25 protein-coding genes and 1 pseudogene are annotated in these 22,104 nt (G+C 74.3%); 11 read left to right on the forward strand and 15 right to left on the reverse strand.

All coding sequences use genetic code 11. The annotated features are described in order from the left end of the window. Nucleotides 1-4: 4 nt before the first annotated feature. Genes ACFW1A_RS04990 through ACFW1A_RS05000 form a run of 3 tightly spaced genes read right to left on the reverse strand, consistent with a single transcriptional unit; the run spans nucleotide 5 to nucleotide 2,214 of the window. Entirely contained in the window at nucleotides 5-1,243 is a 1,239-nt protein-coding gene (locus ACFW1A_RS04990) for an RNA polymerase sigma factor (protein ID WP_380404291.1), read from the reverse strand. A 1-nt stretch (nucleotide 1,244) separates the two neighbouring features. Next, nucleotides 1,245-1,598, reverse strand: a complete 354-nt coding sequence (locus tag ACFW1A_RS04995; protein WP_380404293.1) for a YciI family protein — start codon at nucleotides 1,596-1,598, stop codon at nucleotides 1,245-1,247. A 16-nt stretch (nucleotides 1,599-1,614) separates the two neighbouring features. Then, nucleotides 1,615-2,214, reverse strand: a complete 600-nt coding sequence (locus ACFW1A_RS05000; RefSeq protein ID WP_380404296.1) for a dihydrofolate reductase family protein — start codon at nucleotides 2,212-2,214, stop codon at nucleotides 1,615-1,617. 182 nt (nucleotides 2,215-2,396) lie between these two features. Here ACFW1A_RS05000 and ACFW1A_RS05005 point away from each other — a divergent pair, with 182 nt between their 5' ends. After that, on the forward strand, nucleotides 2,397-4,109 hold the full coding sequence (locus tag ACFW1A_RS05005; protein ID WP_380404298.1) for a CAP domain-containing protein: 1,713 nt from the start codon (nucleotides 2,397-2,399) through the stop codon (nucleotides 4,107-4,109). Nucleotides 4,110-4,127: 18 nt separating this feature from the next. Here the strand turns inward: ACFW1A_RS05005 and ACFW1A_RS05010 are convergent, their stop codons facing one another. Further along, nucleotides 4,128-4,409: a hypothetical protein gene (locus ACFW1A_RS05010; RefSeq protein WP_380404301.1), complete on the reverse strand. Its 282-nt coding sequence runs from the start codon at nucleotides 4,407-4,409 to the stop codon at nucleotides 4,128-4,130. Nucleotides 4,410-4,510: 101 nt separating this feature from the next. Here ACFW1A_RS05010 and ACFW1A_RS05015 point away from each other — a divergent pair, with 101 nt between their 5' ends. Beyond that, nucleotides 4,511-5,140 (forward strand): DUF3592 domain-containing protein, encoded by a 630-nt coding sequence (locus tag ACFW1A_RS05015; protein WP_380404304.1) that lies wholly within the window; start codon nucleotides 4,511-4,513, stop codon nucleotides 5,138-5,140. Between the two features lie 175 nt (nucleotides 5,141-5,315). Further along, nucleotides 5,316-6,392, forward strand: coding sequence for an alpha/beta hydrolase family protein (locus ACFW1A_RS05020; protein ID WP_380404307.1), 1,077 nt, complete (start codon nucleotides 5,316-5,318; stop codon nucleotides 6,390-6,392). 112 nt (nucleotides 6,393-6,504) lie between these two features. Here ACFW1A_RS05020 and ACFW1A_RS05025 read toward each other — a convergent pair whose 3' ends face one another. Further along, nucleotides 6,505-6,909, reverse strand: a complete 405-nt coding sequence (locus ACFW1A_RS05025) for a PPOX class F420-dependent oxidoreductase (protein WP_380404310.1) — start codon at nucleotides 6,907-6,909, stop codon at nucleotides 6,505-6,507. A 150-nt stretch (nucleotides 6,910-7,059) separates the two neighbouring features. Between ACFW1A_RS05025 and ACFW1A_RS05030 the strand changes: the two genes are divergently transcribed. After that, nucleotides 7,060-7,746 (forward strand): maleylpyruvate isomerase family mycothiol-dependent enzyme, encoded by a 687-nt coding sequence (locus ACFW1A_RS05030; protein WP_380404313.1) that lies wholly within the window; start codon nucleotides 7,060-7,062, stop codon nucleotides 7,744-7,746. A gap of 41 nt (nucleotides 7,747-7,787) precedes the next feature. Here ACFW1A_RS05030 and ACFW1A_RS05035 read toward each other — a convergent pair whose 3' ends face one another. The 6 genes from ACFW1A_RS05035 to ACFW1A_RS05060 all read right to left on the reverse strand — a co-directional run bounded on the left by ACFW1A_RS05035 (nucleotide 7,788) and on the right by ACFW1A_RS05060 (nucleotide 13,162). Beyond that, nucleotides 7,788-8,591: a hypothetical protein gene (locus tag ACFW1A_RS05035; RefSeq protein ID WP_380404317.1), complete on the reverse strand. Its 804-nt coding sequence runs from the start codon at nucleotides 8,589-8,591 to the stop codon at nucleotides 7,788-7,790. Beyond that, entirely contained in the window at nucleotides 8,588-9,097 is a 510-nt protein-coding gene (locus tag ACFW1A_RS05040) for a SigE family RNA polymerase sigma factor (protein WP_380404322.1), read from the reverse strand. The genes ACFW1A_RS05035 and ACFW1A_RS05040 overlap by 4 nt, the downstream gene beginning before the upstream one ends. A gap of 157 nt (nucleotides 9,098-9,254) precedes the next feature. Next, nucleotides 9,255-10,589 (reverse strand): M48 family metalloprotease, encoded by a 1,335-nt coding sequence (locus tag ACFW1A_RS05045; RefSeq protein ID WP_380404325.1) that lies wholly within the window; start codon nucleotides 10,587-10,589, stop codon nucleotides 9,255-9,257. Between the two features lie 109 nt (nucleotides 10,590-10,698). Next, nucleotides 10,699-11,772 (reverse strand): C40 family peptidase, encoded by a 1,074-nt coding sequence (locus tag ACFW1A_RS05050; RefSeq protein WP_380404328.1) that lies wholly within the window; start codon nucleotides 11,770-11,772, stop codon nucleotides 10,699-10,701. Between the two features lie 135 nt (nucleotides 11,773-11,907). Next, nucleotides 11,908-12,657 carry an SDR family NAD(P)-dependent oxidoreductase gene (locus ACFW1A_RS05055; RefSeq protein ID WP_380404330.1) on the reverse strand — a complete coding sequence of 250 codons (750 nt, stop codon included), beginning with the start codon at nucleotides 12,655-12,657 and terminating at the stop codon, nucleotides 11,908-11,910. Between the two features lie 52 nt (nucleotides 12,658-12,709). Next, nucleotides 12,710-13,162 carry a nuclear transport factor 2 family protein gene (locus ACFW1A_RS05060; RefSeq protein WP_380404333.1) on the reverse strand — a complete coding sequence of 151 codons (453 nt, stop codon included), beginning with the start codon at nucleotides 13,160-13,162 and terminating at the stop codon, nucleotides 12,710-12,712. A 133-nt stretch (nucleotides 13,163-13,295) separates the two neighbouring features. On the opposite strand from ACFW1A_RS05060, the gene ACFW1A_RS05065 reads away from it, so the two are divergent. The 4 genes and pseudogenes from ACFW1A_RS05065 to ACFW1A_RS05080 all read left to right on the forward strand — a co-directional run. Continuing rightward, nucleotides 13,296-14,186, forward strand: coding sequence for a LysR family transcriptional regulator (locus tag ACFW1A_RS05065; RefSeq protein WP_380404336.1), 891 nt, complete (start codon nucleotides 13,296-13,298; stop codon nucleotides 14,184-14,186). A 193-nt stretch (nucleotides 14,187-14,379) separates the two neighbouring features. Next, a complete protein-coding gene (locus ACFW1A_RS05070) occupies nucleotides 14,380-14,949 on the forward strand; it encodes a GNAT family N-acetyltransferase (RefSeq protein WP_380404339.1) in 570 nt (189 codons plus the stop codon). A gap of 292 nt (nucleotides 14,950-15,241) precedes the next feature. Then, nucleotides 15,242-15,541 (forward strand): hypothetical protein, encoded by a 300-nt coding sequence (locus ACFW1A_RS05075; protein WP_380404342.1) that lies wholly within the window; start codon nucleotides 15,242-15,244, stop codon nucleotides 15,539-15,541. 129 nt (nucleotides 15,542-15,670) lie between these two features. Continuing rightward, a pseudogene (locus tag ACFW1A_RS05080) lies at nucleotides 15,671-15,781 on the forward strand (VOC family protein); the annotation flags it as partial. A gap of 77 nt (nucleotides 15,782-15,858) precedes the next feature. Here the strand turns inward: ACFW1A_RS05080 and ACFW1A_RS05085 are convergent. Next, a complete protein-coding gene (locus ACFW1A_RS05085) occupies nucleotides 15,859-16,167 on the reverse strand; it encodes a hypothetical protein (protein WP_380404345.1) in 309 nt (102 codons plus the stop codon). A 198-nt stretch (nucleotides 16,168-16,365) separates the two neighbouring features. Here ACFW1A_RS05085 and ACFW1A_RS05090 point away from each other — a divergent pair, with 198 nt between their 5' ends. Both ACFW1A_RS05090 and ACFW1A_RS05095 read left to right on the forward strand, forming a co-directional pair. After that, nucleotides 16,366-16,686 carry a hypothetical protein gene (locus ACFW1A_RS05090; RefSeq protein ID WP_380404348.1) on the forward strand — a complete coding sequence of 107 codons (321 nt, stop codon included), beginning with the start codon at nucleotides 16,366-16,368 and terminating at the stop codon, nucleotides 16,684-16,686. Beyond that, nucleotides 16,679-18,517, forward strand: coding sequence for a DnaJ C-terminal domain-containing protein (locus ACFW1A_RS05095; RefSeq protein WP_380404351.1), 1,839 nt, complete (start codon nucleotides 16,679-16,681; stop codon nucleotides 18,515-18,517). The genes ACFW1A_RS05090 and ACFW1A_RS05095 overlap by 8 nt, the downstream gene beginning before the upstream one ends. Before the next feature lie 7 nt (nucleotides 18,518-18,524). Here ACFW1A_RS05095 and ACFW1A_RS05100 read toward each other — a convergent pair whose 3' ends face one another. Further along, on the reverse strand, nucleotides 18,525-19,607 hold the full coding sequence (locus tag ACFW1A_RS05100; RefSeq protein ID WP_380404354.1) for a hypothetical protein: 1,083 nt from the start codon (nucleotides 19,605-19,607) through the stop codon (nucleotides 18,525-18,527). 114 nt (nucleotides 19,608-19,721) lie between these two features. Beyond that, the gene (locus ACFW1A_RS05105) at nucleotides 19,722-20,201 is read right to left on the reverse strand and encodes a cupin domain-containing protein (RefSeq protein ID WP_380404357.1); all 480 of its coding nucleotides are present in this window, start codon (nucleotides 20,199-20,201) and stop codon (nucleotides 19,722-19,724) included. A gap of 181 nt (nucleotides 20,202-20,382) precedes the next feature. On the opposite strand from ACFW1A_RS05105, the gene ACFW1A_RS05110 reads away from it, so the two are divergent. Further along, nucleotides 20,383-20,595: a cold-shock protein gene (locus ACFW1A_RS05110; RefSeq protein ID WP_380404360.1), complete on the forward strand. Its 213-nt coding sequence runs from the start codon at nucleotides 20,383-20,385 to the stop codon at nucleotides 20,593-20,595. A gap of 440 nt (nucleotides 20,596-21,035) precedes the next feature. Here ACFW1A_RS05110 and ACFW1A_RS05115 read toward each other — a convergent pair whose 3' ends face one another. Then, nucleotides 21,036-21,905: a PIG-L family deacetylase gene (locus tag ACFW1A_RS05115; RefSeq protein ID WP_380404363.1), complete on the reverse strand. Its 870-nt coding sequence runs from the start codon at nucleotides 21,903-21,905 to the stop codon at nucleotides 21,036-21,038. Nucleotides 21,906-22,104 lie beyond the last annotated feature (199 nt).

Consider the following 22,104-nt stretch of genomic DNA (forward strand, 5'->3'; position numbering starts at 1 on the left):
CCCGTCAGGACGGGGACCGACCGCCGGCCCCCAGTTGGTGCAACCGCCCCCGCAGGAAGTCGCGTTCGGCCTCGTTGCGGGTGCGGGCCAGCGCCGCCCCGTAGGCGAGCGCCGCCTCGTCCCGGCGGCCGAGGCGGCGCAGCAGGTCGGCGCGGACGGCGTGGAAGAGGTGGTGGCCGTCGAGGTCGAGGGCGTCGACCAGGGCCAGCCCGGCACCGGGCCCGTCGACCTCGGCCACGGCGACCGCACGGTGCAGCGCGACCACCGGGGTCGGGGCCAGCGCCATCTGCTGGTCGTAGAGCTGGACGACCTGGCGCCAGTCGGTGGCCCCGGCAGAGGGCGCGTCGCTGTGCACGGCGCTGATCGCGGCCTGGATCTGGTACGGGCCGGGGCGATTGATCCGCAGGCAGCGGCGGACCAGGCCCTGGCCCTCGGCGACGAGACCGCGGTCCCACCGGCCGCGGTCCTGGTCGGCGAGCAGCACCAGGGCGCCGTCGGCCGTGGTCCGGGCCGGCCGCCGGGACTGGGCCAGCAGCATCAGCGCGAGCAGGCCGAGCACCTCCGGCTCGTCCGGCATCAGGGCGGCGAGCAGGCGGCCCAGTCGGATCGCCTCGGCGCACAGCTCCTCGCGCACCGGCTCCCCGCCCGAGCCGGTGGCCAGGTAGCCCTCGTTGAAGACCAGGTGCACCACCGCGAGCACCGGGCGCAGCCGGTCCGGCAGTTCGGCCTCGGTGGGGACCCGGTACGGGATTCCCGCGTCGCGGATCTTGCCCTTGGCCCGGACGATCCGCTGGGCCATGGTCGACTCGGCGACCAGGAAGGCCCGGGCGATCTCGGCCGTGGTCAGCCCGCCGAGCAGCCGCAGGGTCAGGGCGACCTGCGCCGGCTCGGCCAGCGCCGGGTGGCAGCAGGTGAAGACCAGGCGCAGCCGGTCGTCGGGCACGGGTCCCTCCTCCGTCGCCGGTGGGTCGGCCGGGTGCAGCAGCAGCGCCTCGGCGTAGTGGCCCGCGCGGGCGCTCTCCCGGCGCTGCCGGTCGATCGCCTTGCGGCGGGCGGTGGTGATGATCCAGCCGGCGGGGCTCGGCGGCAGCCCCGCGGCCGGCCACCGCTCGGCGGCGACCGCGAACGCCTCCTGGACCGCCTCCTCGGCGAGGTCGATGTCGCCGGTGAGGCGGATCAGGACGGCCACCGCGCGCCCGTACTCCGCGCGGAAGACGCGTTCGATCCCGGGCGGTGGCGGCACGTCAGTCCTCGACCTCGCCCTGGAACGGGCGCACCTCGATGGGCAGCGTGGTGGCGAGCGCGTACCGCCGGCCCCACGCCAGCGCGGCGTCCAGGTCGGGTGCCCTGATGATGGTGAACCCGCCGAGGTGCTCCTTGCCCTCGACGAACGGGCCGTCGGTGACCAGCACCTCGCCGCCCTGCGGCCGCAGCACGGTGGCGGTGCCCGGATCGTGCAGGCCCTGGCCGAACACCCAGGAGCCGGTGGACTCCAGCTCCCGGCGCAGCACGGCGAGTTCGGCCATCACCTCGCGCAGGAACTCCGGCGCGGGGGAGGGGCCCTGCGGCTGGTACATGCTGAGCAGGTACTGCTTCATGGCGGTGCGCCTTCTCTCAGTGCGTCTCGGCGGCGAGCGGCTCGTAGGTCGCGATCAGCACTCCGGTGCCGGTCGGTACGCAGTCCACCAGCCGCATCCCGGCGAGCGGGCCGCTGTCGGGGAAGAGCCGCCGGCCCGACCCCAGCACCAGCGGGTGGACGCAGAGCACGAACCGGTCGACCAGGCCGGCCGCGGCCAGCGAGCGGACCAGCGCACCGCTGCCGAGCACCACGAGGTCCCGGTCCAGCTCCTTCTTCAGCTCCGCGACGGTCGCGGTCGCGTCGCCGGCCAGCAGGACCGAATTCTGCCAGGGCAGCGGGTCCGCGAGCGTCCTCGACGCGACGTACTTCGGGGTGCCGTTCAGCTTCTCGGTGTACGGGTTGCCGTCGGTGCGGCCGGCCCAGGAGGCGAAGAAGTCCAGGTAGGTCCGCCGCCCGAAGAGCATCGCCCCGGTGCCGGCCATGCCCCGGCCCATCACCTCCCCCATCACCCGGTCCCGGTACGCCGGCCCCCAGCCGCCGTGCCGGAAGCCGTCGCGGGTGTCCTCGTCGGGACGGCCCGGCCCCTGCATCACGCCGTCCAGCGTCACGCTCTCGGTGACCACGATCGCGGCCATGGCAGACTCTCCTCGGGGTTCGGACGAGCGGCCCGTGCCGTTCGCTCTCACCCCCTGTACGAACGGCATCCGACGAAATCGACACCGCGGGAGACGCGGTTTCCGTTATGCGGCCCGTCGCGGTGGGTCTCCTGTCCTTGGAGGCACACACACGATCCCCCGCAAGTCTGGAGTCTGGTCGCATGGTCACGGACGTTGACGCACACCTGGTGGTGTCGGCCCGCAATGGTGATCGGCTCGCCCTGGAGAGACTGGTCGGCACCTGCACGCCGCTGGTCTACAACCTGGTGGGCCGCGCCCTGTCCCGCGAGCTGGACGCGGACGGCGCCGTCCAGGACGTGATGCGCGAGGTGGTGCGCGGCCTGCCCCGACTGCGCGACCCGCGGGCGCTGCGGGCCTGGGTGGTGGCGGTCGCGGTGGACCGGATCCGCCGGCTCCACCAGGGGCGCGAGGTGTGCGGTCCGGGCTCGGGTGTGGACTTCGCCGATCTGACGATCTGGGAGCTGGCGCTGAGCGACCAGCGGCTGGAGGCTGCCCGGGCCGTCTCCTGGCTCGACGACGGCCAGCGGGAACTGGCCTCGCTCTGGTGGCTGGAGCAGGGCGGTCTGCTCGACCGGGCCGAACTGGTGGACGCGCTCGGCCTGCCGCCGGAGCAGCTGGCGGCGCAGCTGGCCGGGATGAAGGACCGGCTGGACGCCGCCCGCTGCCTGGTGCGGGCGCTGGACACCGTGCCCCGCTGCCCGGAGCTGGCGGGCGTGACGGCGGCCTGGGACGGGCTGGCCGGTCCGGAGTGGCGCAAGCAGATCGTCCGTCACATCCGTTACTGCGGCTACTGCTACGGGGCGGCGTACGGCCTGGTCCCGGTCGAGGGGCTGCTGGCCGGACTGGCGCTGGTGCCGCTGCCGATCGGCCTGGCCGGGCGGGTCGTCGCCGACCTGCCGACCTCGCTCGGCGGCGAGCAGGCCGCGCAGGCCGCGACGACCGGTCCGTCCGGTCCGTCCGCGCACCGAACGCACCCGCGGACCGGGCCGGGCGGGCACGGCCGGTCGCGCCGCGGGAAGAGCGGGTCGGACCCGTGGCTGCTGAAGGTCACCGGGGCCGTGGTGGCCACCGCCACGATCGGCGGCGCCGTGGCGATGGCCGGTTGGGGCTCCGGGTCGTCGACCTCGACCGACCTCGCCGCACCGGACCGGTCGGCCCCCGTCGACCTGCCCACCAGGGAGGGCGCGGCCCCCGCGGCCCCGGTGATGGCGGGCTTCGTCGGCAGCTCCCCGACCGCCCTGCCCACCGGACCGACGGCCGCGCCCAGCGCGTCGCCGTCGCCCGCCCGGACCACGCCGTCGGCGACGCCGTCCCAGCCCGGGCAACCCGCGACGCCCAGTGCCGCGCCGAGCTCCGCCCGCCCCACCACGGCCCCGACCTCCGCTGCCGCCACCACGGCATCCCCCTCGGGCGGACCCACGACCAGCAGCGGCACGGCGGAGGACCAGGTGCTCGCCGTGATCAACCAGGCCCGCGCAGCCCAGGGCCTCCCCGCGCTGACCCGCACCGCCGGCCTGGACCGCAGCGCCACCGGGCACACCCAGGTGATGCTCTCCGGCTGCGGCCTGAACCACGTCTGCGCCGGGGAGCCCGAACTCGGCGCCCGCGAAACGGCCGCCGGCGTCTCCTGGAGCAGCTGCGGCGAGAACATCGGCGAGGGCGGCCCCGTCGCCAACACCAACGACGCGATGGCCTCCATGGCCGTCGGCCTGACCAACTCCATGCTCGCCGAGAAGGCCCCCAACGACGGCCACCGGCGCAACATCCTCAGCGCCGACTTCCACCACATCGGCATATCCGTCATCCGGGACAGCAACGGGATGGTGTGGATGACCCAGGACTTCTCGGACTGACCGGGAGCGGGGCCGCCGTCAGCCGTCGGATCCCGCGGCCGTGTCGCCGGACCCGGGGTCGGACACGAACCGGCTCAGCCGGTACACCGGCGGGGACGCGTCCCGGCTGCACGGGGCATCGATCCAGAGCGACTCCGGATCCACGCCCGCCGCACCCAGTCGGCTCACCTGGGTGCGCAGTTCCGCCCGGTCCGCGGTCCAGAGCACCAGCTCCCAGTGACCCGCGTCCGGTGCGGTGCGGGCCGCCCGGCGCCGCTGCTCCGCCTGCTGCTGCTCCCGCCGCTTCCGTTGCCCTGGCACCGGCCCAGAATCCCCGGCCGGCACCGGAAGAGCAAGACCGGCCCACCGGGCACCCCGGGGAGCATGCCCGGCGCTACGATCTGGGCCCGGAGGTAGGGACTATGTGGGGTGGCCATCGCAAGGTGCTGCGCGACGGGGAGACCGCCCGGGCGGTGGTGACCTCGGCGGAGCGGCACGGCGGGCAGCTGGACGGGAGCGGCGGCGCGCCGATCTGGTACCGGCTCGGGTTGCGGGTGCACTATCCGGACGGGACCACGGCGGACGTGTCCTGCAAGGTGGGTGGCCCGTTGCGCGGAACCGCGCTGCTGCTGTCGCCCGGTGACACCGTCCCCGTCCGCTACGACGCTGCCGAGCCCGGCACGGTCGCCGTGGACGAACCGGCGCTGCAGGCCGAGCGCGAGGCCGAGCGCCAGGCCCTCGCCGAGGCTGCCGTGCTGCGCGCGGAGCGGCGCCTGGCCGGGCTGCCGGACGTCGATCCCGCCGCGCTGCCCACGGACGAGCAACTCGCCGCCGCGCACCGGGTCTGGCGCGAACGGGCGGTCCGGGCGAAGCAGGCCAGGGCCGCCCACCGGCAGGCGGTCACCGAGGAGGCGCCGAAGGGCGAGGTGCTGCGCCTGCTCCACGCGGGGACGACCCGTGCGGCGGAGGAGAAGACGGCGCGTCAGACGTTCCAGGAGCTGCGCCGGCTCCGCCCCGACTGGACCGCCCCGCCGGAGGACCGTCCCCGCTGAGCGGGGCCCACTGACCCGACGACAAGGCTGCTACCAGCATCGACAACCAGAAGTTGTCAGGAGTGGCGTGCGGTTGTTGGAGGCTGACGAACCGTCCGGGGTCTAGTGGTGCCCGAGGGTGCTCGGACACCCGCACCCGACCCCAGCGACACAGAAGCCGGAGCACTCCCGCACCATGCCCACCTCGTTCTTCGACACCCCCGATCTGCTCCCCGCCTTCGTCGAGCTCAACCGCTCGCGCGTGACCGGCGCGGGAGCGGATCCCTTCGAGTACCAGCGGGTGACCGCGGCGCTGGAATCGCTGCTCGACTGGCCGGACGCGCTGGAGCGCGCCGGCCGGGCCCACCTCGTCGCGGCGGAGCAGGCGGAGGACGCCGGACGGACCGTCAGCGCGGCCGCCGGGTACCGGGCCGCGGCGGCCTGGTTCCACTGTGCGACGGTGCTGCCGCACCCCGACCGGGAGGGGTTCGCGCGGGCCCAGCGCGCGGCCGACGAGGCGATGGGACGCGCGCTCGCGCTGGTGGAGCCGGAGGCGGTGCGGATCGAGGGCCCGGGGTTCGTCGGCTGGCTGCGCCGCCCGGCCGGGTTCGAGCGCCCGCCGGTCGTGGTGGTCGTCCCCGGCATGGACTCCGGCAAGGAGGAGTTCCACGACGTGGCGGACGCGCTGCTGGCCCGCGGGCTGGCGGTCGCGGCGGTCGACGGCCCGGGGCAGGGTCTGCTGGCCGCGGCGTCGGCCCCCGAACCGGAGTACGACAAGGTGGTGGGCGCGGTCCTCGACCTCCTCGCCGACCGCGGCGACCTCGACCACGGGCGGATCGGCGTGATCGGGCTGAGCATGGGCGGCTTCTACGCCGCGGTGGCCGCCGCCCGTGAGCCGCGGGTGCGGGCCACCGCCACGGTCAGCGGCCCCACCGTGCTGGACTGGGCGCAGCTGCCGGCCTTCGTCACCGAGACGCTCACCCAGCGCTGCGGGTCGGCGGACGCCGCACGGGAGTTCGCCGCCCGCATCGACCTGGCGCCGGTCGCGGCGAGCATCCCCGGGCCGCTGCTGGTCGTCGACGGGGGCACGGACCACATCCCGGGCGTGACCAACGGCGCGCCGCTGGCGCAGGCCGCGCCGCGGGGCGAGTACCTGCTCGTGCCGCACGGCGACCACCTGCTCGGCAACGCCCGCCCGCAGTGGCTCGCGCGCACCGCGGACTGGCTCGTGGCCCAGGTCGCACGCACCGTCAGCCCCGGCACGACCGGCTGAGGCCGCGGGGCGGGCGGCCGTGCGCGGCCCGTGCGTCGTGGTGCCCGTGCGCCGTGGTGCCCGTGCCCCGTGGTCCCGACGGACCCGGGGCGCGGGCCGGCACGAGCCCGGCTCAGAGCCGCCCGACGACCTTCCGCGGGGTGATCCGGACCACCACACGCGGGGCGTCGTTGACCGAACCCGGGTTGAACTCGCGGTACTTCTTGCCGCTGTACTTCACCGACAGCTCGTCGATCAGCTCCTGGCCGCCCTCGGTGGTGATGGCCGCGGTCCCGCGGATCTCGGCGTACTCGTACGGGGAGTCGACGAGCTGGAGCAGTACGGTGACGCGCGGGTCGCGGCGCAGGTTCTGCTCCTTGCGCCGGCCCACGGTGGTGGAGATCAGCACGTCGTCGCCGTCGCGCTTCACCCAGACCGGGGAGACCTGCGGGCTCCCGTCCGGCTGGACGGTGGCGACGGCGACGAAGACGGGGCTGTCGAGGAGTTCCTTGAGCCGGGAGCTGAGCTCGGCGGACATGATGGGGTCCCTTCGGCGCGGATGCGGATGTCGCCTTCCCTCTTACCTGCGGGCGGCACGGTCGCGCGGCATTCGGCGGACCGTGGGCGCGGCGGGTCCGCAGGTCGGACAGGTGCGTTCCGCACCGTCGGTGGGCGGTATTTTGGCGCCGTGGACTACTTGGCCGTACTTCGGCGTGAACTGGACGCGTTCGGTGCCGTGCTCGACGGCGACCTGTCGGCCCCGGTCGAGCACTGCGGCGACTGGACCCTGTGGGACCTCGCCGCGCACATGGGAGCGGGGAACCTGTGGGTCGTCGCGGCGGTGCGGGAAGGGCACGGCGACGGCTACGACGAGGCCGCCGCTCCCCGCGACCGGGCCGCGCTCAAGGCCTGGTACGCCATGACGGCGGACGCGCTCGTGGCGGCGCTCTCGGTCGATCCCGGGACCGGGGCGTGGAGCTTCTTCCCGCCGCACACGGTCGGGTTCTGGCGCCGGCGCCGCAGCCACGAGACATCGATGCACCGGTGGGACGCCGAGCACGCGCTCGGTGCGGCGACGCCGATGGACCCGGCGCTCGCCGCGGACGGCGTCGCCGAGGTCTTCGACACCATGGCGCTCCGCATGATCGCCAGGGGCGCTGCCACCCGGCCGGAGCAGGCGGTGCGGTTCACCGCCACCGACGCCGACCGCAGGTGGACGTTCGGTCCCGGTGGTCCGGTCGCGGAGGTCTCGGGCACGGCCGAGGACCTGCTGCTGATGCTGTGGGGGCGCGCGCCGCGCGACACCGGTTCGCTGACCTGGACCGGCGACCGCGCGGCGGGATCGATCGTGCTGGCCGGACCGCTGGTGCCCTGACGCGGGACGGACGCCGCCCCGGGAGCGACACCCGCGACCGGTCACCGCGGGGCGGGGCTCAGGGGCGCGGGCAGGGAGGCCGCTGCTTGGTGCCAGGCCGGGTCGAGGGCGAGGGAGGACAGCTGGCCGCCGGTCAGCAGCGGCGCGTTCGGGTAGGGCACCTTCCGGTCGGAGCCGGGGGCGGGGAGGTTGCCAGCGCTCACCGTCACACTCGTGCCGTCCGGGCGGTCCACGGTGGCGCGCCAGTCCTGCTCGCCGCCGGCAGCCCGGTCCGGCAGGTACACCGTCAGGTAGCTGCCGCCGGGCTCCGGAGTGACGGTGCACCCCGGCATGGCACACGGAGTCGGGGTCAGCGTGCCGCCCGGCGGCGGGGTGGTACGACGGACCTCGACCCGCACCGAACCGGTGCCGGCACCGTCCGAGACGGTGTAGGCGGCCGTCAGCTGCCGGAGCCACGGGAGGCGTGCGGTCTCGTCCAGTTGATACGGGTTGCTGGGGTGCAGGTCCGCGGGCACCTTCGCCGCGAGCAGGGCCAGGAGCCGGGTGGTGGTGATTGCGGGGTCGGTCGGCGGCGCGGTCGTGGCGGTCGTGGCGGGCGTGGCGGGCGAGCTCTGAGCGGCGGGCGACAGCGTCGCCCGGTCGGTGGTGCCGGGGACCAGGGCGAGGCAGACCGTGCAGGCGAGCGCGACCCCGCCCGCACCGACGGCTGTGCCGCCGAGCGTGCGCAGTCGCCGGGTGCGCCGGCCCCGATGGATCAGGTCGGCCGCCGGGACGGGTCCGCCGGTGACCTGACGGTCCGCCAGCTGCTTCAAGCGCCCGGCGATTCGAGCGTCGTCCTCGGTCATGCGGTTGCCTCCTCGTTGGTCAGCAGGGCGGTGCGCAACCGGGCCATCGCCCGGGCGTTCTGGCTCTTGACAGTGCCGATCGAGCAGCCGAGGACGGCGGCGGTGTCCCGCTCCGAGAGGTCCTCGACGTGTCGCAGCACGACGACCGCGCGTTGCCGCTCGGGCAGTCGGCGCAGGGCGCGGTGGAGTTCGTCCAGCTCGTCGAGGAACTCGGCGGGCGGGTCCGCGTACCGGCCGGCGGGCTCGGGCACCTCGTCGGTGAGCAACTCCCGGCGCCGGCGGCGCCACCAGCTGACCTGCCCGTTGAACAGCATCCGCCGCAGGTAGGCGTGCGGATCGTCGGCGACTGCCCGGCGCCAGCGGACGTACAGCTTGACCAGGCAGTCCTGCAGCAGGTCCTCGGCCCGGTGCCGGTCGCCGGTCAGCAGCACCGCGGTCCGCAGGTGCCGGTGCCAGGCGGCTTCGACGAACGCCGCGTAGGTGTCGTCCTCGGTTTCTCGACTCACGATGGACAGACGCGCCGGGCCGGTCGAAAGGTTGTCACGGGTTTCGCGCGACCGTTCGCACCGGAGCGGTTCAGGGCCTGGGGCCCCGCCACCGGGGCCGCGGTGCGGGCGCTGCGCGCCACGCGGCCGTGCCGTCGCCGTTCCCGCGTCCGTCGGCTCACCAGCCCAGCAGCCGCTGCCCGATCCGCCGGCGGGCCGGCGCCAGCTCGGCCTCGACCGCGGCCCACTCGGCGGCCGTCACGGTCACTGCGGCCGTCCGGGCGGGGCGGACGGCGCGCATCCGCACCCGCAGGTGGGTCGGCGGGTGGGTGGTGTCGACCGCGCTCATCTCCAGTGCGCTGAGCCGGGCCCGGCGCTCCCGCTCGGTGGCGGGCACCGAGTCCAGGTACCCGCGCAGCCCGGTCCAGAACTGCTCGACCTGCTCGGTCTGCTCGACCTGCCCGCCGCGGACCGTGCCGGACCGACCGCGCAACTGCGCCGCGGTGCGCTGCTGGCTGAGCCGTACCTGGACGCTCCGGTCCAGCATCAGCTTGGCCAGCATCCGCTCGGCCGCCGCCGAGGAGGCCACCGCCGCGGCCCGTTCGTCGGCCAGGTACTCGGCCTGCTGGCTGCTCCGTTCGGTCAGCCGGTTCAGCACCGTCCAGAGCAGCAGTACCGGCTGGGCCAGCACCTGCAGCAGCAGGGTGGCCAGGTGGTCCAGGGCCGACTGGCGCGCGGTCCGGAGCCGGAACCGGTCCCCGCGGTACGGGAGCAGCAGCCGCAGCCACTCGGTCAGCGCGCCCTGCGCCGTCCGCAGCCAGAACCCGCGCCGCTGGTCGCCGTTGCCGCCGTGGCCGAGCTCGTGGCCGAGCAGAGCGAGCCGCTCGTCCCCGGTCAGCGCGGTCCACAGCGGCAGGCCGAGGGTGAGCCGCACCCGGCTGCGCAGCCCCACCCGGGCGTAGCTCGCGTTGTACTGGTGATCCATCACGATCCGGTCCGGCGCCGCGGTCCCGACCGCGGCGGCCACCCGGGCCGCCACCGCGTGCAGCACCGGCGCCCGGTCCGGCGTCAGCTCGCCGGGCTCGGTGGCCCGCCAGCGGCCGAGCCGGGGCCGCAGCACCCAGGCCAGGCCCAGGCCCGCGACGCCGACCGCCTTGAGCCCGAGCCAGCCGGCCAGCAGCAGCCACACCGACCCGGCCAGCACCGCCAGCGTCACCAGGTTGACCGCGGTGGCCAGCACCATCGCGGCCAGCCAGGCCCCGCTGCGGTGCTGGCCGGCCTCCGCAGGGCGGGCGGCCATCGCGTCGTAGAGCCGCTCGACCCGGGCCCGGGAGCGGGCGCCGCGGCGGCGGGCCGGGTCGGGGGCCGGTGCCAGGTTCCACTCGCAGGCCGGGCACCAGTCGGTGAACCGGGGGTCGCACGCGATCGGTGCGGCGCAGTGCGGGCAGGGCCTGCTGGTGGTGGTGGCGGTGTTGGCAGTGGTAGCGGTGGTGCTGGTGAGGATTTCTGACACGGCGCCCGATCATGCCGTATCACCGTCCGCTCCCGGAACCCCCGTCTCGCTCCCGTTTCCTTCACGTCCGCGGCGTACTGCCGCGAGGTGGGGCAGGGCTTCGGCGTGCTCAGGGCGCGAGGAAGCGACTGGCCCCGGCGAAGTCGACCTTCCCGTCCCCGACCTGCGCGATCGGCACCTCGCGGATGGGCAGACCGGTCCGCGGGGCCTCGATCACCGTCGGCATCCCGTCCGTGACGCCGCTGACCAGCGCGACGTGGACGACCGCGCCGCTGCTGTTCCGGAACGCGGCCAGGTCTCCGGGCGCGAGCTCCGACTCCTGACTGATCCGCACCGCGGGCGCCGAGCCCGCGGGGACCTGGCCGGGCTCGCTCGCGTCGAGCTGCGGGCCGGCGTCGCGCGGGACGGTGATGCCGAACGAGGCGTAGAGACTGCTGGTGAAGCCGGAGCAGTCGAATCCGAAGCCGCTGTCCCCGGCCCAGAGGTAGGGCAGCGGCGGGGACAGGAACCGTCGTGCGGCAGCGACCACGTCGTCGCCGGTGACGTGTTGCGCAGTCGCGGTGACGTCATCCGCGGCGAAGTACAACGGACCGTCGGCGCCGGCCGCCTCGACCCAGCCCGGGCCGCGGTCGACGGTCGAGAAGGACGTGTCGAACGAGAACTCGGCGACCCGGCCGCTGCCGCCGTGCGCGGCAGCGTCCTGCGGGGACCGGTAGGCCCAGGCCGTGCGCGAGCCGACGTGCACCCACTCCCCGGTGCCGGCGACGTGGCGGGACGTCAGCTGCTCGTCCTGGACCCATCCCGGGTAGGCCCCGCGCCCGGGCCCGTCGACCGGAGCGGGCTGGCCGTCGGCCCAGACGTGGTCCCAGACCACGCCCGCGACGGTGACCGTCCGGTCGACCGTGACCCGCGCTCCGTAGAGCGCCTGGGTCTGCGCGTCCAGCTCCCGCTTCTGCGCATCGCTCATCGAGGCGATCCACCCGCGCACGTCCGGCTGCCTGCCCAGGGCGAGGTCGTCGACCCCGGGCCGCGGCGACTGCGGGCTGGTCCAGAGCGTGGCGACCGGGACGTTGACGTAGCGCGTCGCGTCCGCGTCCGCGGCGGCAACGGGACCGGGAACGGCGGTGATCGCCAGGACGGCGGTGGTGACGGCGCGGATGCCGAGGCCGGTGGCCGCACGCATGAGCAGCTCCTCCTGTGAAGAAGCCACCCCGCACAGGCGTCGAGCTCGGTGACCGGGCGGGCCCGGTGGCTTCGGTGACGGTTGCCACCACCATGACACGGGGCAGGTCGCGGACGAGGTATCCGGCGCACGACGTCACCAGGCGACGGGCCCCAAGCGGTCGACGAAGACGCCGCTCGGTCCGTCGGCGTCGAGCATGGCGAGCCGCACGATCGGCTCGGCGCCCTCCGCCGCGGTCAGCTGGCCCCGGTGGTTGTTCATGTCGGTGGCGGCGAACTTGTGGTGGGCGACCTCGCCGGGAGTGACGAGATTGAACTTCACCTGCGGGAGCGCCTGGGCGTAGCGCACCGTGAGCATGTTGAGGGCCGCCTTCGACGAGCAGTAGGCCAGCTCGTGCATCCGCGCGATGGGCTGCTCCGGGTCCGTCACCACCGCGAAGGAGCCGCCCGCGCTCGACACCATCACCACGCGCGGATTCGCCGCTGCCCGGAGCAGGGGCAGGAAGGCCCGGGTGACCCTGACGGGCCCGTAGACATTGGTGTCGTAGACCGCGTGGAGCTCGTCGACCGTCGCCTCGGCGGGGGCGACGGCCAGGCCCGGTGTGCCGGCGTTGTTGATCAGTACGTCCAGCGTGTCGGTGTGCTCGCGCACCAGCTCGACGGCGTCGGCCACCGAGGCGTCCGAGGTGACGTCCAACCGGACCGCGACCGCCTCCACACCGTCGGCGATCAGCCGGTCGGCGGCTGCCCGGCCCCGGCTCCCGTCGCGTGAGCCGAGGAAGACCCGCCAGCCCTCGTGCCCGAGCCGCTTGGCCGTTTCGAAGCCGAGGCCCTTGTTGGCTCCGGTGATCAGCACCGAAGTCCGTGCCACGGTGGTCGTGTTCATCTGCTCCCCTGGGGTGTGGTGGGTGGAGTGGGGTGGGTCGATCGCTCGGGCGTCAGGCAGTGGCCGCGGACGGAGCGGAGCCGGGCAGCGCGGTGGAGTCCTCGTACCGGACCTCGTAGACGCGCTCGGTGAACCGCCAGCCGTCCGGAGTGCGTGCGTAACGGTCGTGATAGACGGCGTAGTTCGCATGGGAGCTGCCGTCGTGCAGCCGCCCGAACTCCTGGATCCAGGCGCGGCCGGCCGCCAGGTCGCCGTCCACCCGGACGACGCCCGGGTGGACGGTCTGGACGAAGAACTCCCAGAGCCCCTGCCCCCACTCGATGCCGGCGCGGATCTCGCTCCTGCCGACGAACTCCCGCCCGATGTGCGGCCACCGCATCGTGCCGTTCGGGGTGAACAGCGCGGCCGCGCGCTCGTAGTCACGCATCATCACCGCGTCGGAGACCTCGGCGCGCAACGCCTCGATCTCGATGCGGTCGGCGAGGTCCTGCAGGTGATCGCTCATCGGTCCGCCTTGCCTGGTGGGGGAGGGGTCCAGGCGGGTGCCGCCCGTTCCCGCTGACAGATCCAGCATCGGGGCGGGGGAGAGGCGGAACAATGTACGATCCGTGCAGCTATCCATAAGCCTGGAGTTATCAATGGAGCTGCGGGACATCGAGATCTTCCTGACCCTGGCTCAGGAACTGCACTTCGGCCGGACCGCCGAACGGCTGCGGGTGTCCCAGGCCCGGGTGAGCCAGTCCGTCAGCAGGCAGGAACGCCGCCTCGGCGTCGTCCTCTTCGACCGCACCAGCCGGCGGGTGAGCCTGACGCCGGTCGGGCGGCGCCTTCGCGACGACCTCCAGCAGGCCGTCGACCTGCTGAAGGAGGGCCTCGACCGCGCCGAAGCGGCCGGACTGGCCGAGGGCCGGACCCTGCGGCTCGGCGTCTTCGGCCATGCCGGCCACGAACTGCGCGCGCTCACCGACGCGTTCCGCGCCCGCTACCCGGGCAGCGACATCCAGTTCAGGGAGATCAACGGCAGCGATCCCTTCACGGCCCTGCGCTCCGGTGCCCACCACGTCAACGTCCTGTGGCTCCCCGTCGCCGAACCGGACTTCACGGTCGGCCCCACCGTGCTGACCGGCGGACGCGTGCTGGCCGTCGCTGCGGACCATCCGCTGGCCGCGCGGGGCACCGCCTCGCTGGAGGACCTGGCCGACCACCAGGTCGTCGATCTCGGCCCGGGCGCCCCCGAGTACTGGGTGGCGTCGATGGTGCCCATCCGCACCCCCGGCGGGCGCCGCATCCCCCGCGGACCCGCCGCGCACACCTTCCACGAGATCCTCGCCCTGGTCGCCTCCGGCCAGTGCGTCCACCCCTTGGGTGAGATCGCCGCCCGCTACAGCAGCCCGCCGGGCATCGTCTTCCTCCCCGTCGAGGACGCGCCGGAACTGCGGTGGGCGCTCGTCTGGCGCTCCGCGGACGAGAGCCCGGCCGTCCGTGCCCTGGCGAGGACCGCGGCGGAGCTCGGCCCGGTCGCACTCTGAGCAGTGCCCCGGGCCGGCTCCGGGCCGTGCCCGTCCCCGAGCTGCTCGAGGCCGCCGCCCGCCTCGGCCCGGGCCGGCGGCGGGCAAAACCGATTGCCCGGGCACGGGGGCAGCGCGCAGAATCTCGCCGTGATCCTTCGACGTCGCGACCGCCACCGTCCGGACATCGCCACGCACACGGAGGATCACTCCCTTGAGCTACGCCGTACGTGAGTACACCCCCGCCGACGAGACCGCCTGGCTGCGCTGCCGGGTGCTCTCCTTCCTGAGCACCGCCTACTTCGACGCCGTTGTGAAGGCCAAGCCCGTGATCCCCGCGCCGGGCTTCGAGCTGGTGGCGGTCGAGGCGTCCGGTGCCGTGGTCGGGATGATGGACGTCACCGTCGAGGGCACGCTGGCGACCGTCGACACCGTCGCCGTTCATCCCGATCACCAGCACCGGGGCATCGGCCGCGCCCTGCTCACCGAGGCCCGCACCCGCGTGGGCGCGCTCGGTGTGCCGACGCTGGATGCCTGGACCAGGGACGACCCGGACACCCTGCGCTGGTACCGGGCGATGGGCTTCGCCGAGAGCGAGCACTACCTGCACGTCTACGCGAACTACTACACCGAGCCCGCCGAGCCCGACCGGGCCATCGCCGAACGACGGCCGGGGCTACGGCCGATCATCGCCTTCCTGCATGCGCCGCTGCGGGACGAGCCGCTGCTGCGTGAGCAGTTCGCCCGTGTGCACGTCTGTCGCCGCTTCGTGTGGGAGCTCTGAACGCGGCTTCCCCTCTCGGGCTGAAGCACGCCGACGCCGCCGGCCGCCGGCCCGGGGCGCCCGGCCCCTCGCCGCCTGGGCGAGGGGCCGCACCGTGGTGTGGCAAGCCGGTCGATCGCAGCTGAAATGGCGTCAATAAGCCATGTCATCCACACCAGTTGACGCATCGGCATGGCGGCATCAAGCTGGTCCTGTGCTCGAACTGAGGTGAACGAGACTTGTCGAGCCGTCAATTCCAGCTCATGCGTGGGGCGTTCGCTCTGCTCAGGGAGCTCCGACGAAAGGACGATCCGTGAGGACGATCTCCAAGCTGCTGGGTGCCACCGCGGCGGTCGGCATCATGCTGGGAGCCGCTGCGGTCCCCGCATCGGCGGCCCCGGCGACGGGCATCTACTACGGCCACGGCATCGGTTCGAACATGTCCATGGCCGAGCAGCACGCGCTCAACCACGCCGAGCTCGCGGCCGGGGCGGCCGGCTTCACCTACGGTCAGTGTTCGCCGTACGGCGCTCCGGTGGACTCCTGGTACTACGACCCCACCGGGCCGAACTACGTGTTCAGCTCCGACTGGGCGGTTCAGTGCTTCAGCTAGCAGGCGCCGGAGCGGCCGGCCCCGACCGGTAGAACGGCCCGAGCAGCTGAGTGCCGCCGGGGGCGAACCCGCCGGTTACGACCGGGGACCGGCCTCGGCCGGCCCCGGTCCGGCGGGCTGTTCGGGGCACGGCTGGTCGAAGCCGGTGCCGCTGTGCTGCGGATCAACGACCAGCCGGATGCGGGGCGGTACGCCGTCGCCCTGCAGGACCCCGAGGGCAACGAGTTCGACGTCGTCTGACGGCCGTGATCACAGTGCCGGCCGCCGGTGGTGCGGCCGCCGCCCCGGACCGCGCCGAGGAGCGGGCCGACGCTGCGTCAAGCGGCGGGATCGGCCCGCGCGACGAGCAGCAGCGCGCGACTCGGGACGAACACGCGCAGCCCCCTGCTGATCCCGGCGATCAGGTGGTGCCGACCGCCCGGTTCGACCTGCAGGGTCAGCGGGGCGCTGGCGAACAGGGTCTGCGCCAGTCGGACCCGGTGGACGCCGGGCGTGACCGGCAGCTCCACGGAGCCGCCGATCCGGACCTTGCCGACGAGGGCGCCGTCGACCAGCACCCGGAACGGCAGCGCCGAGCCGGAGAAGTCGAGGGTGCGGGTGACGGTGACGATCCCGTAGGCGGACACGGACCGGCTCCTTGCTGCGCAGGTCGGCGGACCACGCCGACCGCGACCCCGGCGGGCCGTTCGGTGCCGCAGGACCGTGGCCGCGCCAATGGTGGACGGATTGTCAGTTAACCTACCCGGCAAGGCTTCCCGCTCGCTACGCGTCGTGATACTGCTAGCTCCTGTCCAGCGGGAACACGACAGGCGGGGGCGAACGCCGTGATCACCATCGAGCTGCAGGTGTCGGACCCGGCCGAGGTCCGAGCACTGCGCACGCTGCTGGAGCACGTCCCGGGCGTGCAGGTGGTGCAGCTGTCCGGCGCGCCCCGTGCGGGCGAGTTGGGGGTCTGGGACTTCCTGCAGGTGGTGGCGGCCAGCGGCGGCGTGCTGGCGACGGCCGTGAGCACGATCCCCGAGTTCATCCGGTCCCGTCGCACCGACGTCAGCGTCACGATCAAGCGGGACGATCTGGAGGTCGAGGTCACCGCCGCCAACGCGGAGGACGCGCTGCGGGTCGTGGACCGGGCGCTGAATGGCTGACGCGCTCGACCGCGGGTTCGGCGCCTCCCGGGCCGTGCTGGTCGGCGCCTGGAACTACGCCGAGTTCGAGAGCGTGCCGGCCGCCCGGCACAGCTTCGACCGGTTCGCGGAGATGCTCACCGGGCCGCTCGGCAACTGGCCGGAGGACCGGATCACCCGCTTCCCCGACGTGGCGGCCCCGGGCGACCTGCCGACCCGGCTGATCGAGGCGTTCGAGGGCGTCACCGACGTCGCGCTGTTCTACTTCGTCGGACACGGCCAGTACGACGCCAACACCCAGCTCTGCCTGGCCCTGGGGCAGAGCCGGCGGGAGTCGCGGTACCGCAAGGCCACCAGCCTGACCTTCGAACAGGTCCGCGACGCCTTCCAGGACTGCCCCGCCCGGACCAAGATCGCGATACTGGACTGCTGCTTCGCCGGCCTCGCCGCGGAGACCGCCGGCCGACTCGCGGACGACCGGGCGCTGCCCGCCGCGCACGGCTTCTACCTGATCATGGCCAGCGGTCCGTACAGCCCGGCGTGGTACCAGCTGGACGGCGAGGCGGAGCGGCCGCAGACCTACCTCACCAAGTACCTGGTCGACGCCGTCGACAGTGGCATCCCCGGCGAGGGCGACGGGATCCGGCTCGGCCGGCTCTTCGACACCGTCGCCGACCGCCTGGTCCGGGACGGCAAACCCCGACCGGGCTCGCACGCCGGGAACCAGGCGGGCAGCTTCCTGATCGCCCGCAACCGGGCCGCCGGCCTGCGCGGTCGGGAACTCACCACCGAGGCCACCCTCTCCTTCCGGGAGTCGCTGCGCGAGACCCCGGTGCTGCTCAAGGTGCCGACCCGGTGCGAGCTCTGCCACGGCACCGGGGTGGTCGGCGAGCGGCGCTGCGACGGCTGCGAGGGCAGCGGCCACGGCGCGCAGCTGCGCACCGTCGAGACCCGGCTGCCCCGCGGGGTCGCCGACGGGCAGCGGATCCGGCTGGCCGGGCAGGGCTTCGCGGGCCCGGGCGACGGACCGGCCGGCGACCTGCTGGTGACGGTGCACGTGCTGCCCGATCCGGAGTTCACCCGTGCCGACGCCGATCTGGGCCTCGACCTGCCGGTCAGCCACACCGAGCGCCTGCACGGCACCACCGTGTCCGTGCGCTCGCCGAGCGGCGAGTGGGTGGCGGTGGCGATACCGCCCGGCACCCCGTACGGCACCGTCGTCCCCGTCCGGCACTTCGGCGTCGACCTGGCGGACGGCCGCGGCGACCTGCTGGTCCGCCTCACCGCGGCGGAGCCGAGCGACGAGCGGTCCGACGAGGAACTGCGCCCGCCGGGGCCCGCGGCGGCGCGGCGACCGCCCGCTCCCGAGGCCACCGGCCCGGTCACCGTCTACCGTGCCTCGCTGCGCAGGATCCTGATCAACTGGTGGCTGCTGCTCGTCTGCGCCGGGCTGGCCGCGCTGGCACTCGTGCTGACGGACCTGCTCAACCGATGGACCGGGTTGCACAGTTGGGGGAGCTTCCTGGGCCCGCTGTCCGGTGCCCTGCTCCTCGCGCTCGGCCGCCGGACCTACCTGAGGCGCAGGCCGCCGCTGCGCCTCACCGACGACGGCGTCGAGTACGCCCGGTTCGGCTACCTGCCCTGGTCGGACGTCGCCGGTGTCTGGCCCAGTGCCCCCGGGCACCCGTGGGTGACCGTCCTGCTGCGCCGCAAAAGGGAGTTGTCGACCGGTCAGGAGAGTCCGCTGGTGGTGCCGGTCATCCTGCTCGCCGACCTGCGCCGCACCCCCGAGCCCGTCACCGACGCGATGCGCCGCCACTGCCCGAGCCTGCTCGTCCACGCCCGCACCTGACGCTCCGTCACCAGGCGCGCCCGGGGGCCGGCGGCGGCGCGGCCGCGGTGCCGGCCGCTGCGGCGAGCGTCGGTGCCAGGTTCTCCCGCCGGAAGCGGCGGTCGAGGTACAGCAGCCCGCTGGTCAGGGGTGCCAGCGGCGCCCGGGCCACCGAGAGCAGGGCGAGGACGGCGGCGCAGCCGACGGCCAGCACCAGCACGCCGCTGCCGGACAGCCAGCTGGCGGAGACGTCCGACCCGCCGTCGAGGGCGTCCTGCGGCAGCAGTTGGAGCACTCCCGCGGCCAGTGTGGTCGTGACCGACCGCGCCACCGCGTCGCCGATCAGCGTGACCGCGTAGGAGATCCCCAGGGTGCGCCACCAGGCACCCTCGTTGAGCCGCCAGGCGCGCCGCACGGCGGCCACCGGGCGCTGCTCCTCCAGCACCAGCACCGGCACCGCGAGGAGCAGGCGCACTCCGACGTGGAGCGCGCCGGCCGTGCCGGGGAGCAGGAGCAGCAGGGCCCAGCCGGCCGCGCCGCCGCCGTTGAGCAGGAAGAGCACCACGCTCGGCAGCGCGGAGGCGAGCAGGATCCCGAGCGCGGCCGCCCCGACCAGGAGTTGCACGCCGAGCACGCGCCAGACCCACGGCCGGGCCTCGGCCCAGGCCCGGCGCGCCGTCAGGGGCCGGCCCAGGACGGCGTGGCGCAGCACGACGCAGCTGACCGCCGCGGCGACCGCGTAGTCGAGGACCGCCAGCAGGGCCAGCACCACGAGGAGCGCGGCGCCGGCCGTCACCAGGTCCGCCACCTGCTGGTGGGTCAGCCGGCCCGAGGCCGGCAGCGGCGCGACCGCGTCCCGGGCGACGGCGAGGCAGCCGCCGAACACGCCCGCACCGGCCAGACCGACGAGCAGCAGCGGGTAGTAGAGCGCAGCCGGGTACCGGCGCACAGTGCCGAAGACCCCGCCGATCACGTCCGCCGCATCGAGCGCGCGCAGCGGTACCGTGCCCGGTTTGGGCGCGGGCGGCGCGACCGCCCAGCCGGGCCGCAGCCACGGCCCGGCGGGCAGGTGCCCCGGCCCGAAGGCCGGGTGTCCTCCAGGAGTTGTCACGCGATCAGGTCCTCCCCCTGCGGCCGGATGCCCGCAGGACGAGCGTACGGGCAAGCGGCGCGCCGAGGGAGGGGATCGGGCACGGGCGTTCGAGGCCGGTGCCCGGGACGCGATTCACGCCCGGTACTGGTCGTGCCTCGCGTAGAGCTCGGCCCACTCCTCCTCGTCGAGCTCGCGCCCCGAGTGCCGGATCTCGGCCAGCTCCTGGAAGAACTTCTCCCGGGCCGGTCCCGGGGTGAAGAGGACGAGCATCGACGCCGGGGCGTCCGACTCGTTGGTGAAGCCGTGCACGCCGCCCTCGGGCACGAACAGGAAGTCGCCCTGACGCGCCGTCACCCACTCCCGGCCGTCGAAGAGGGTCACCTCGCCGGACAGGATGTAGAACGACTCCGAGAAGGTCTTGTGGAAGTGGCCGCTGTCGCGCTCGCCGCGCGGGCCCGCCATGTGCCACTCGAAGAGGCCGAACCGCTCGCCGGTCGCCGAGCCGGGGGCCACGAATCGGGGCACCGTGCCGTTCGGGAAGGTCACCGAGTCGTTCCCGGCGGACGGCCGGAACACCGCGGTCAACTCACCGGCGTCTCTGGGAAATGTCATGATCGTCAGCCTACCGGCCGGGGCGTGCGGCGCACCGGGTCGGACCAGCACGGTGACGACGGATCAGCTCCGCTCGGGGGCGGCGACTCGACCCGGCTCGGCGCACTACGCTTCGTGTCGGCGGCGCTGCGCCGTGTGAGATGATCTCGGCGACAGGGCCATCGGAACACGAGGAGAGGGCATGGCCGAGCGCCAGTACGGCACCGTGAAGTGGTTCAACGACGAGAAGGGCTACGGCTTCATCAGTCCCGAGTCCGGTCCGGACCTCTTCGTCCACTTCAGGGCGATCGAAGGGACCGGGTTCAAGTCGCTGGTGGAGGGCCAGCGGGTCTCCTTCGAAGCCGTCCAGGGGCAGAAGGGCATGCAGGCGGACAAGGTGCAGGTCGAGGGGTAGCCGGGGGAGCGCCGGGCGGCAGGGGGAGGGGCGCGGCCGAGCGTCCGTGGGCCGCGCCCGGGCGACCCGGCCGCTGCGGGTACCTGACGGACGGACAGCTGGGTGACCGTCAGGACATCCCCGCCGCAGGCCCGGCGACGCCCTGACGGTCAGTAGGGCAGTGGGCGGCCCGACGGTGTCCGCAGATCGAGCGGGGCCTGCGAGGGCCGCGGGCGTTGCACGGTCGGGCGCTTGGCCACTCTGATCCCGGCCATCTCCGTCACCTCCTGGGCATCACGGGTTGTGCCGGAGTTCTGCCCGTGTTGCGGGAGTTCTATCCCTGGACTCGCCGGGCGACTGCGGTGCGCCCCGTGACGCACCGGCCGCCGACCCGTCCCGCGCCCCCGCGCCCCGAGCCCCGGAGAGGCCCGTGGCCTCGCGGGGGCCCGGGGCGGCCGGGCTCAGCGCAGGCCGGCGAAGAGGTCGTTCTCCGGCACCGGCGCGTCGGTGGTGTCGCGGACCCGGACGAAGGTCTCCACCCCCATCAGCTCGGTGAACCGCTCCTTGCCCATCTTCAGGAAGAAGATGTTCTCGCCCTGACTGGCGTGCGCGGCCAGGGCGTCGAACTTCTGGCCGCCGAAGGCGGTGGTGTCCACCCAGGTGGTGATCTCCTCGTCGGGGAGGCCGATCTCCGGCATCTCCGGGACCGCGGCGGGCTCGGCGGCACCCGCGGCCTCGGCGGAACCGGCGGTGTCCGCCTCCTCCCAGTCCGAGCCGAACTCGCGCATGACCTCGCCGAACCGCTTCATCATCGAGCGCGGCGCCGTCGTCCAGTACACCTTCGGCGTCAGCCCGGACAGCTCCAGCGCCGCGGTCGTGATGCGGTTGGCCTGGATGTGGTCCGGGTGCCCGTAGAAGCCGTTCTCGTCGTAGGTGACGACCACGTCGGGCCGGTACCGGTGCATCAGGTCGGCGAGCCGGGCGGCGGCCTCGGCCACCGGGGTGCGCCAGAACGAGCCGGGGGCGTCGTTGGCCGCCCAGCCCATCATGCCGGAGTCGGCGTAGTCGAGCAGCTCCAGGTGGCTGACCTTCAGCACCTCGCAGCTGGCTTCGAGCTCCTGACGGCGCATCGCGGCGACGGCCGCCGGGTCGTGGCCGGGCTCGCCCGGCTTGGCGCCGCCCGGTCCGTCACCGCAGCCGCCGTCGGTACAGGTGACCAGGACCGTGCGGATGCCCTCCGCCGCGTACCGGGCCAGCACACCTCCGGTTCCGGTGGCCTCGTCGTCGGGGTGGGCGTGCACTGCCATCAGCGTCAAGGGCCGGTCAACCATGGGTCCATCCTCCGGTGTGAACAAAGCGTGGTACGGACAGGAACGAACGGTCCCCCACCGGTCGGCGACGGGCCGCAACGAGGATAAGCGGTGGGGGTGACAGGGCGCGGTGCCGGGCGGGCGGCGGACGGACCGGACGATCCGTCAGCCACCCCGCGTCGCCGCCCGGCCGCGTCGCACCCGGTCCGCGCCGCCGCGC

This window comes from Kitasatospora sp. NPDC058965 (genome assembly GCF_042741245.1).
Lineage (GTDB): Bacteria > Actinomycetota > Actinomycetes > Streptomycetales > Streptomycetaceae > Kitasatospora.

Bases quoted from the DNA above. Each gene is read 5' to 3' on its own strand.
- ACFW1A_RS04995 (WP_380404293.1), bottom strand. From the start codon at position 1,598: ATGAAGCAGTACCTGCTCAGCATGTACCAGCCGCAGGGCCCCTCCCCC.
- ACFW1A_RS05115 (WP_380404363.1), bottom strand. From the start codon at position 21,905: ATGGTTGACCGGCCCTTGACGCTGATGGCAGTGCACGCCCACCCCGAC.
- ACFW1A_RS05015 (WP_380404304.1), top strand. From the start codon at position 4,511: ATGTGGGGTGGCCATCGCAAGGTGCTGCGCGACGGGGAGACCGCCCGG.
- ACFW1A_RS05095 (WP_380404351.1), top strand. From the start codon at position 16,679: ATGGCTGACGCGCTCGACCGCGGGTTCGGCGCCTCCCGGGCCGTGCTG.
- ACFW1A_RS05060 (WP_380404333.1), bottom strand. From the start codon at position 13,162: ATGAGCGATCACCTGCAGGACCTCGCCGACCGCATCGAGATCGAGGCG.
- ACFW1A_RS05110 (WP_380404360.1), top strand. From the start codon at position 20,383: ATGGCCGAGCGCCAGTACGGCACCGTGAAGTGGTTCAACGACGAGAAG.
- ACFW1A_RS05105 (WP_380404357.1), bottom strand. From the start codon at position 20,201: ATGACATTTCCCAGAGACGCCGGTGAGTTGACCGCGGTGTTCCGGCCG.
- ACFW1A_RS05025 (WP_380404310.1), bottom strand. From the start codon at position 6,909: ATGTCCGCCGAGCTCAGCTCCCGGCTCAAGGAACTCCTCGACAGCCCC.
- ACFW1A_RS05065 (WP_380404336.1), top strand. From the start codon at position 13,296: ATGGAGCTGCGGGACATCGAGATCTTCCTGACCCTGGCTCAGGAACTG.
- ACFW1A_RS05020 (WP_380404307.1), top strand. From the start codon at position 5,316: ATGCCCACCTCGTTCTTCGACACCCCCGATCTGCTCCCCGCCTTCGTC.
- ACFW1A_RS05005 (WP_380404298.1), top strand. From the start codon at position 2,397: ATGGTCACGGACGTTGACGCACACCTGGTGGTGTCGGCCCGCAATGGT.
- ACFW1A_RS05055 (WP_380404330.1), bottom strand. From the start codon at position 12,657: ATGAACACGACCACCGTGGCACGGACTTCGGTGCTGATCACCGGAGCC.
- ACFW1A_RS05035 (WP_380404317.1), bottom strand. From the start codon at position 8,591: ATGACCGAGGACGACGCTCGAATCGCCGGGCGCTTGAAGCAGCTGGCG.
- ACFW1A_RS05050 (WP_380404328.1), bottom strand. From the start codon at position 11,772: ATGCGTGCGGCCACCGGCCTCGGCATCCGCGCCGTCACCACCGCCGTC.
- ACFW1A_RS05000 (WP_380404296.1), bottom strand. From the start codon at position 2,214: ATGGCCGCGATCGTGGTCACCGAGAGCGTGACGCTGGACGGCGTGATG.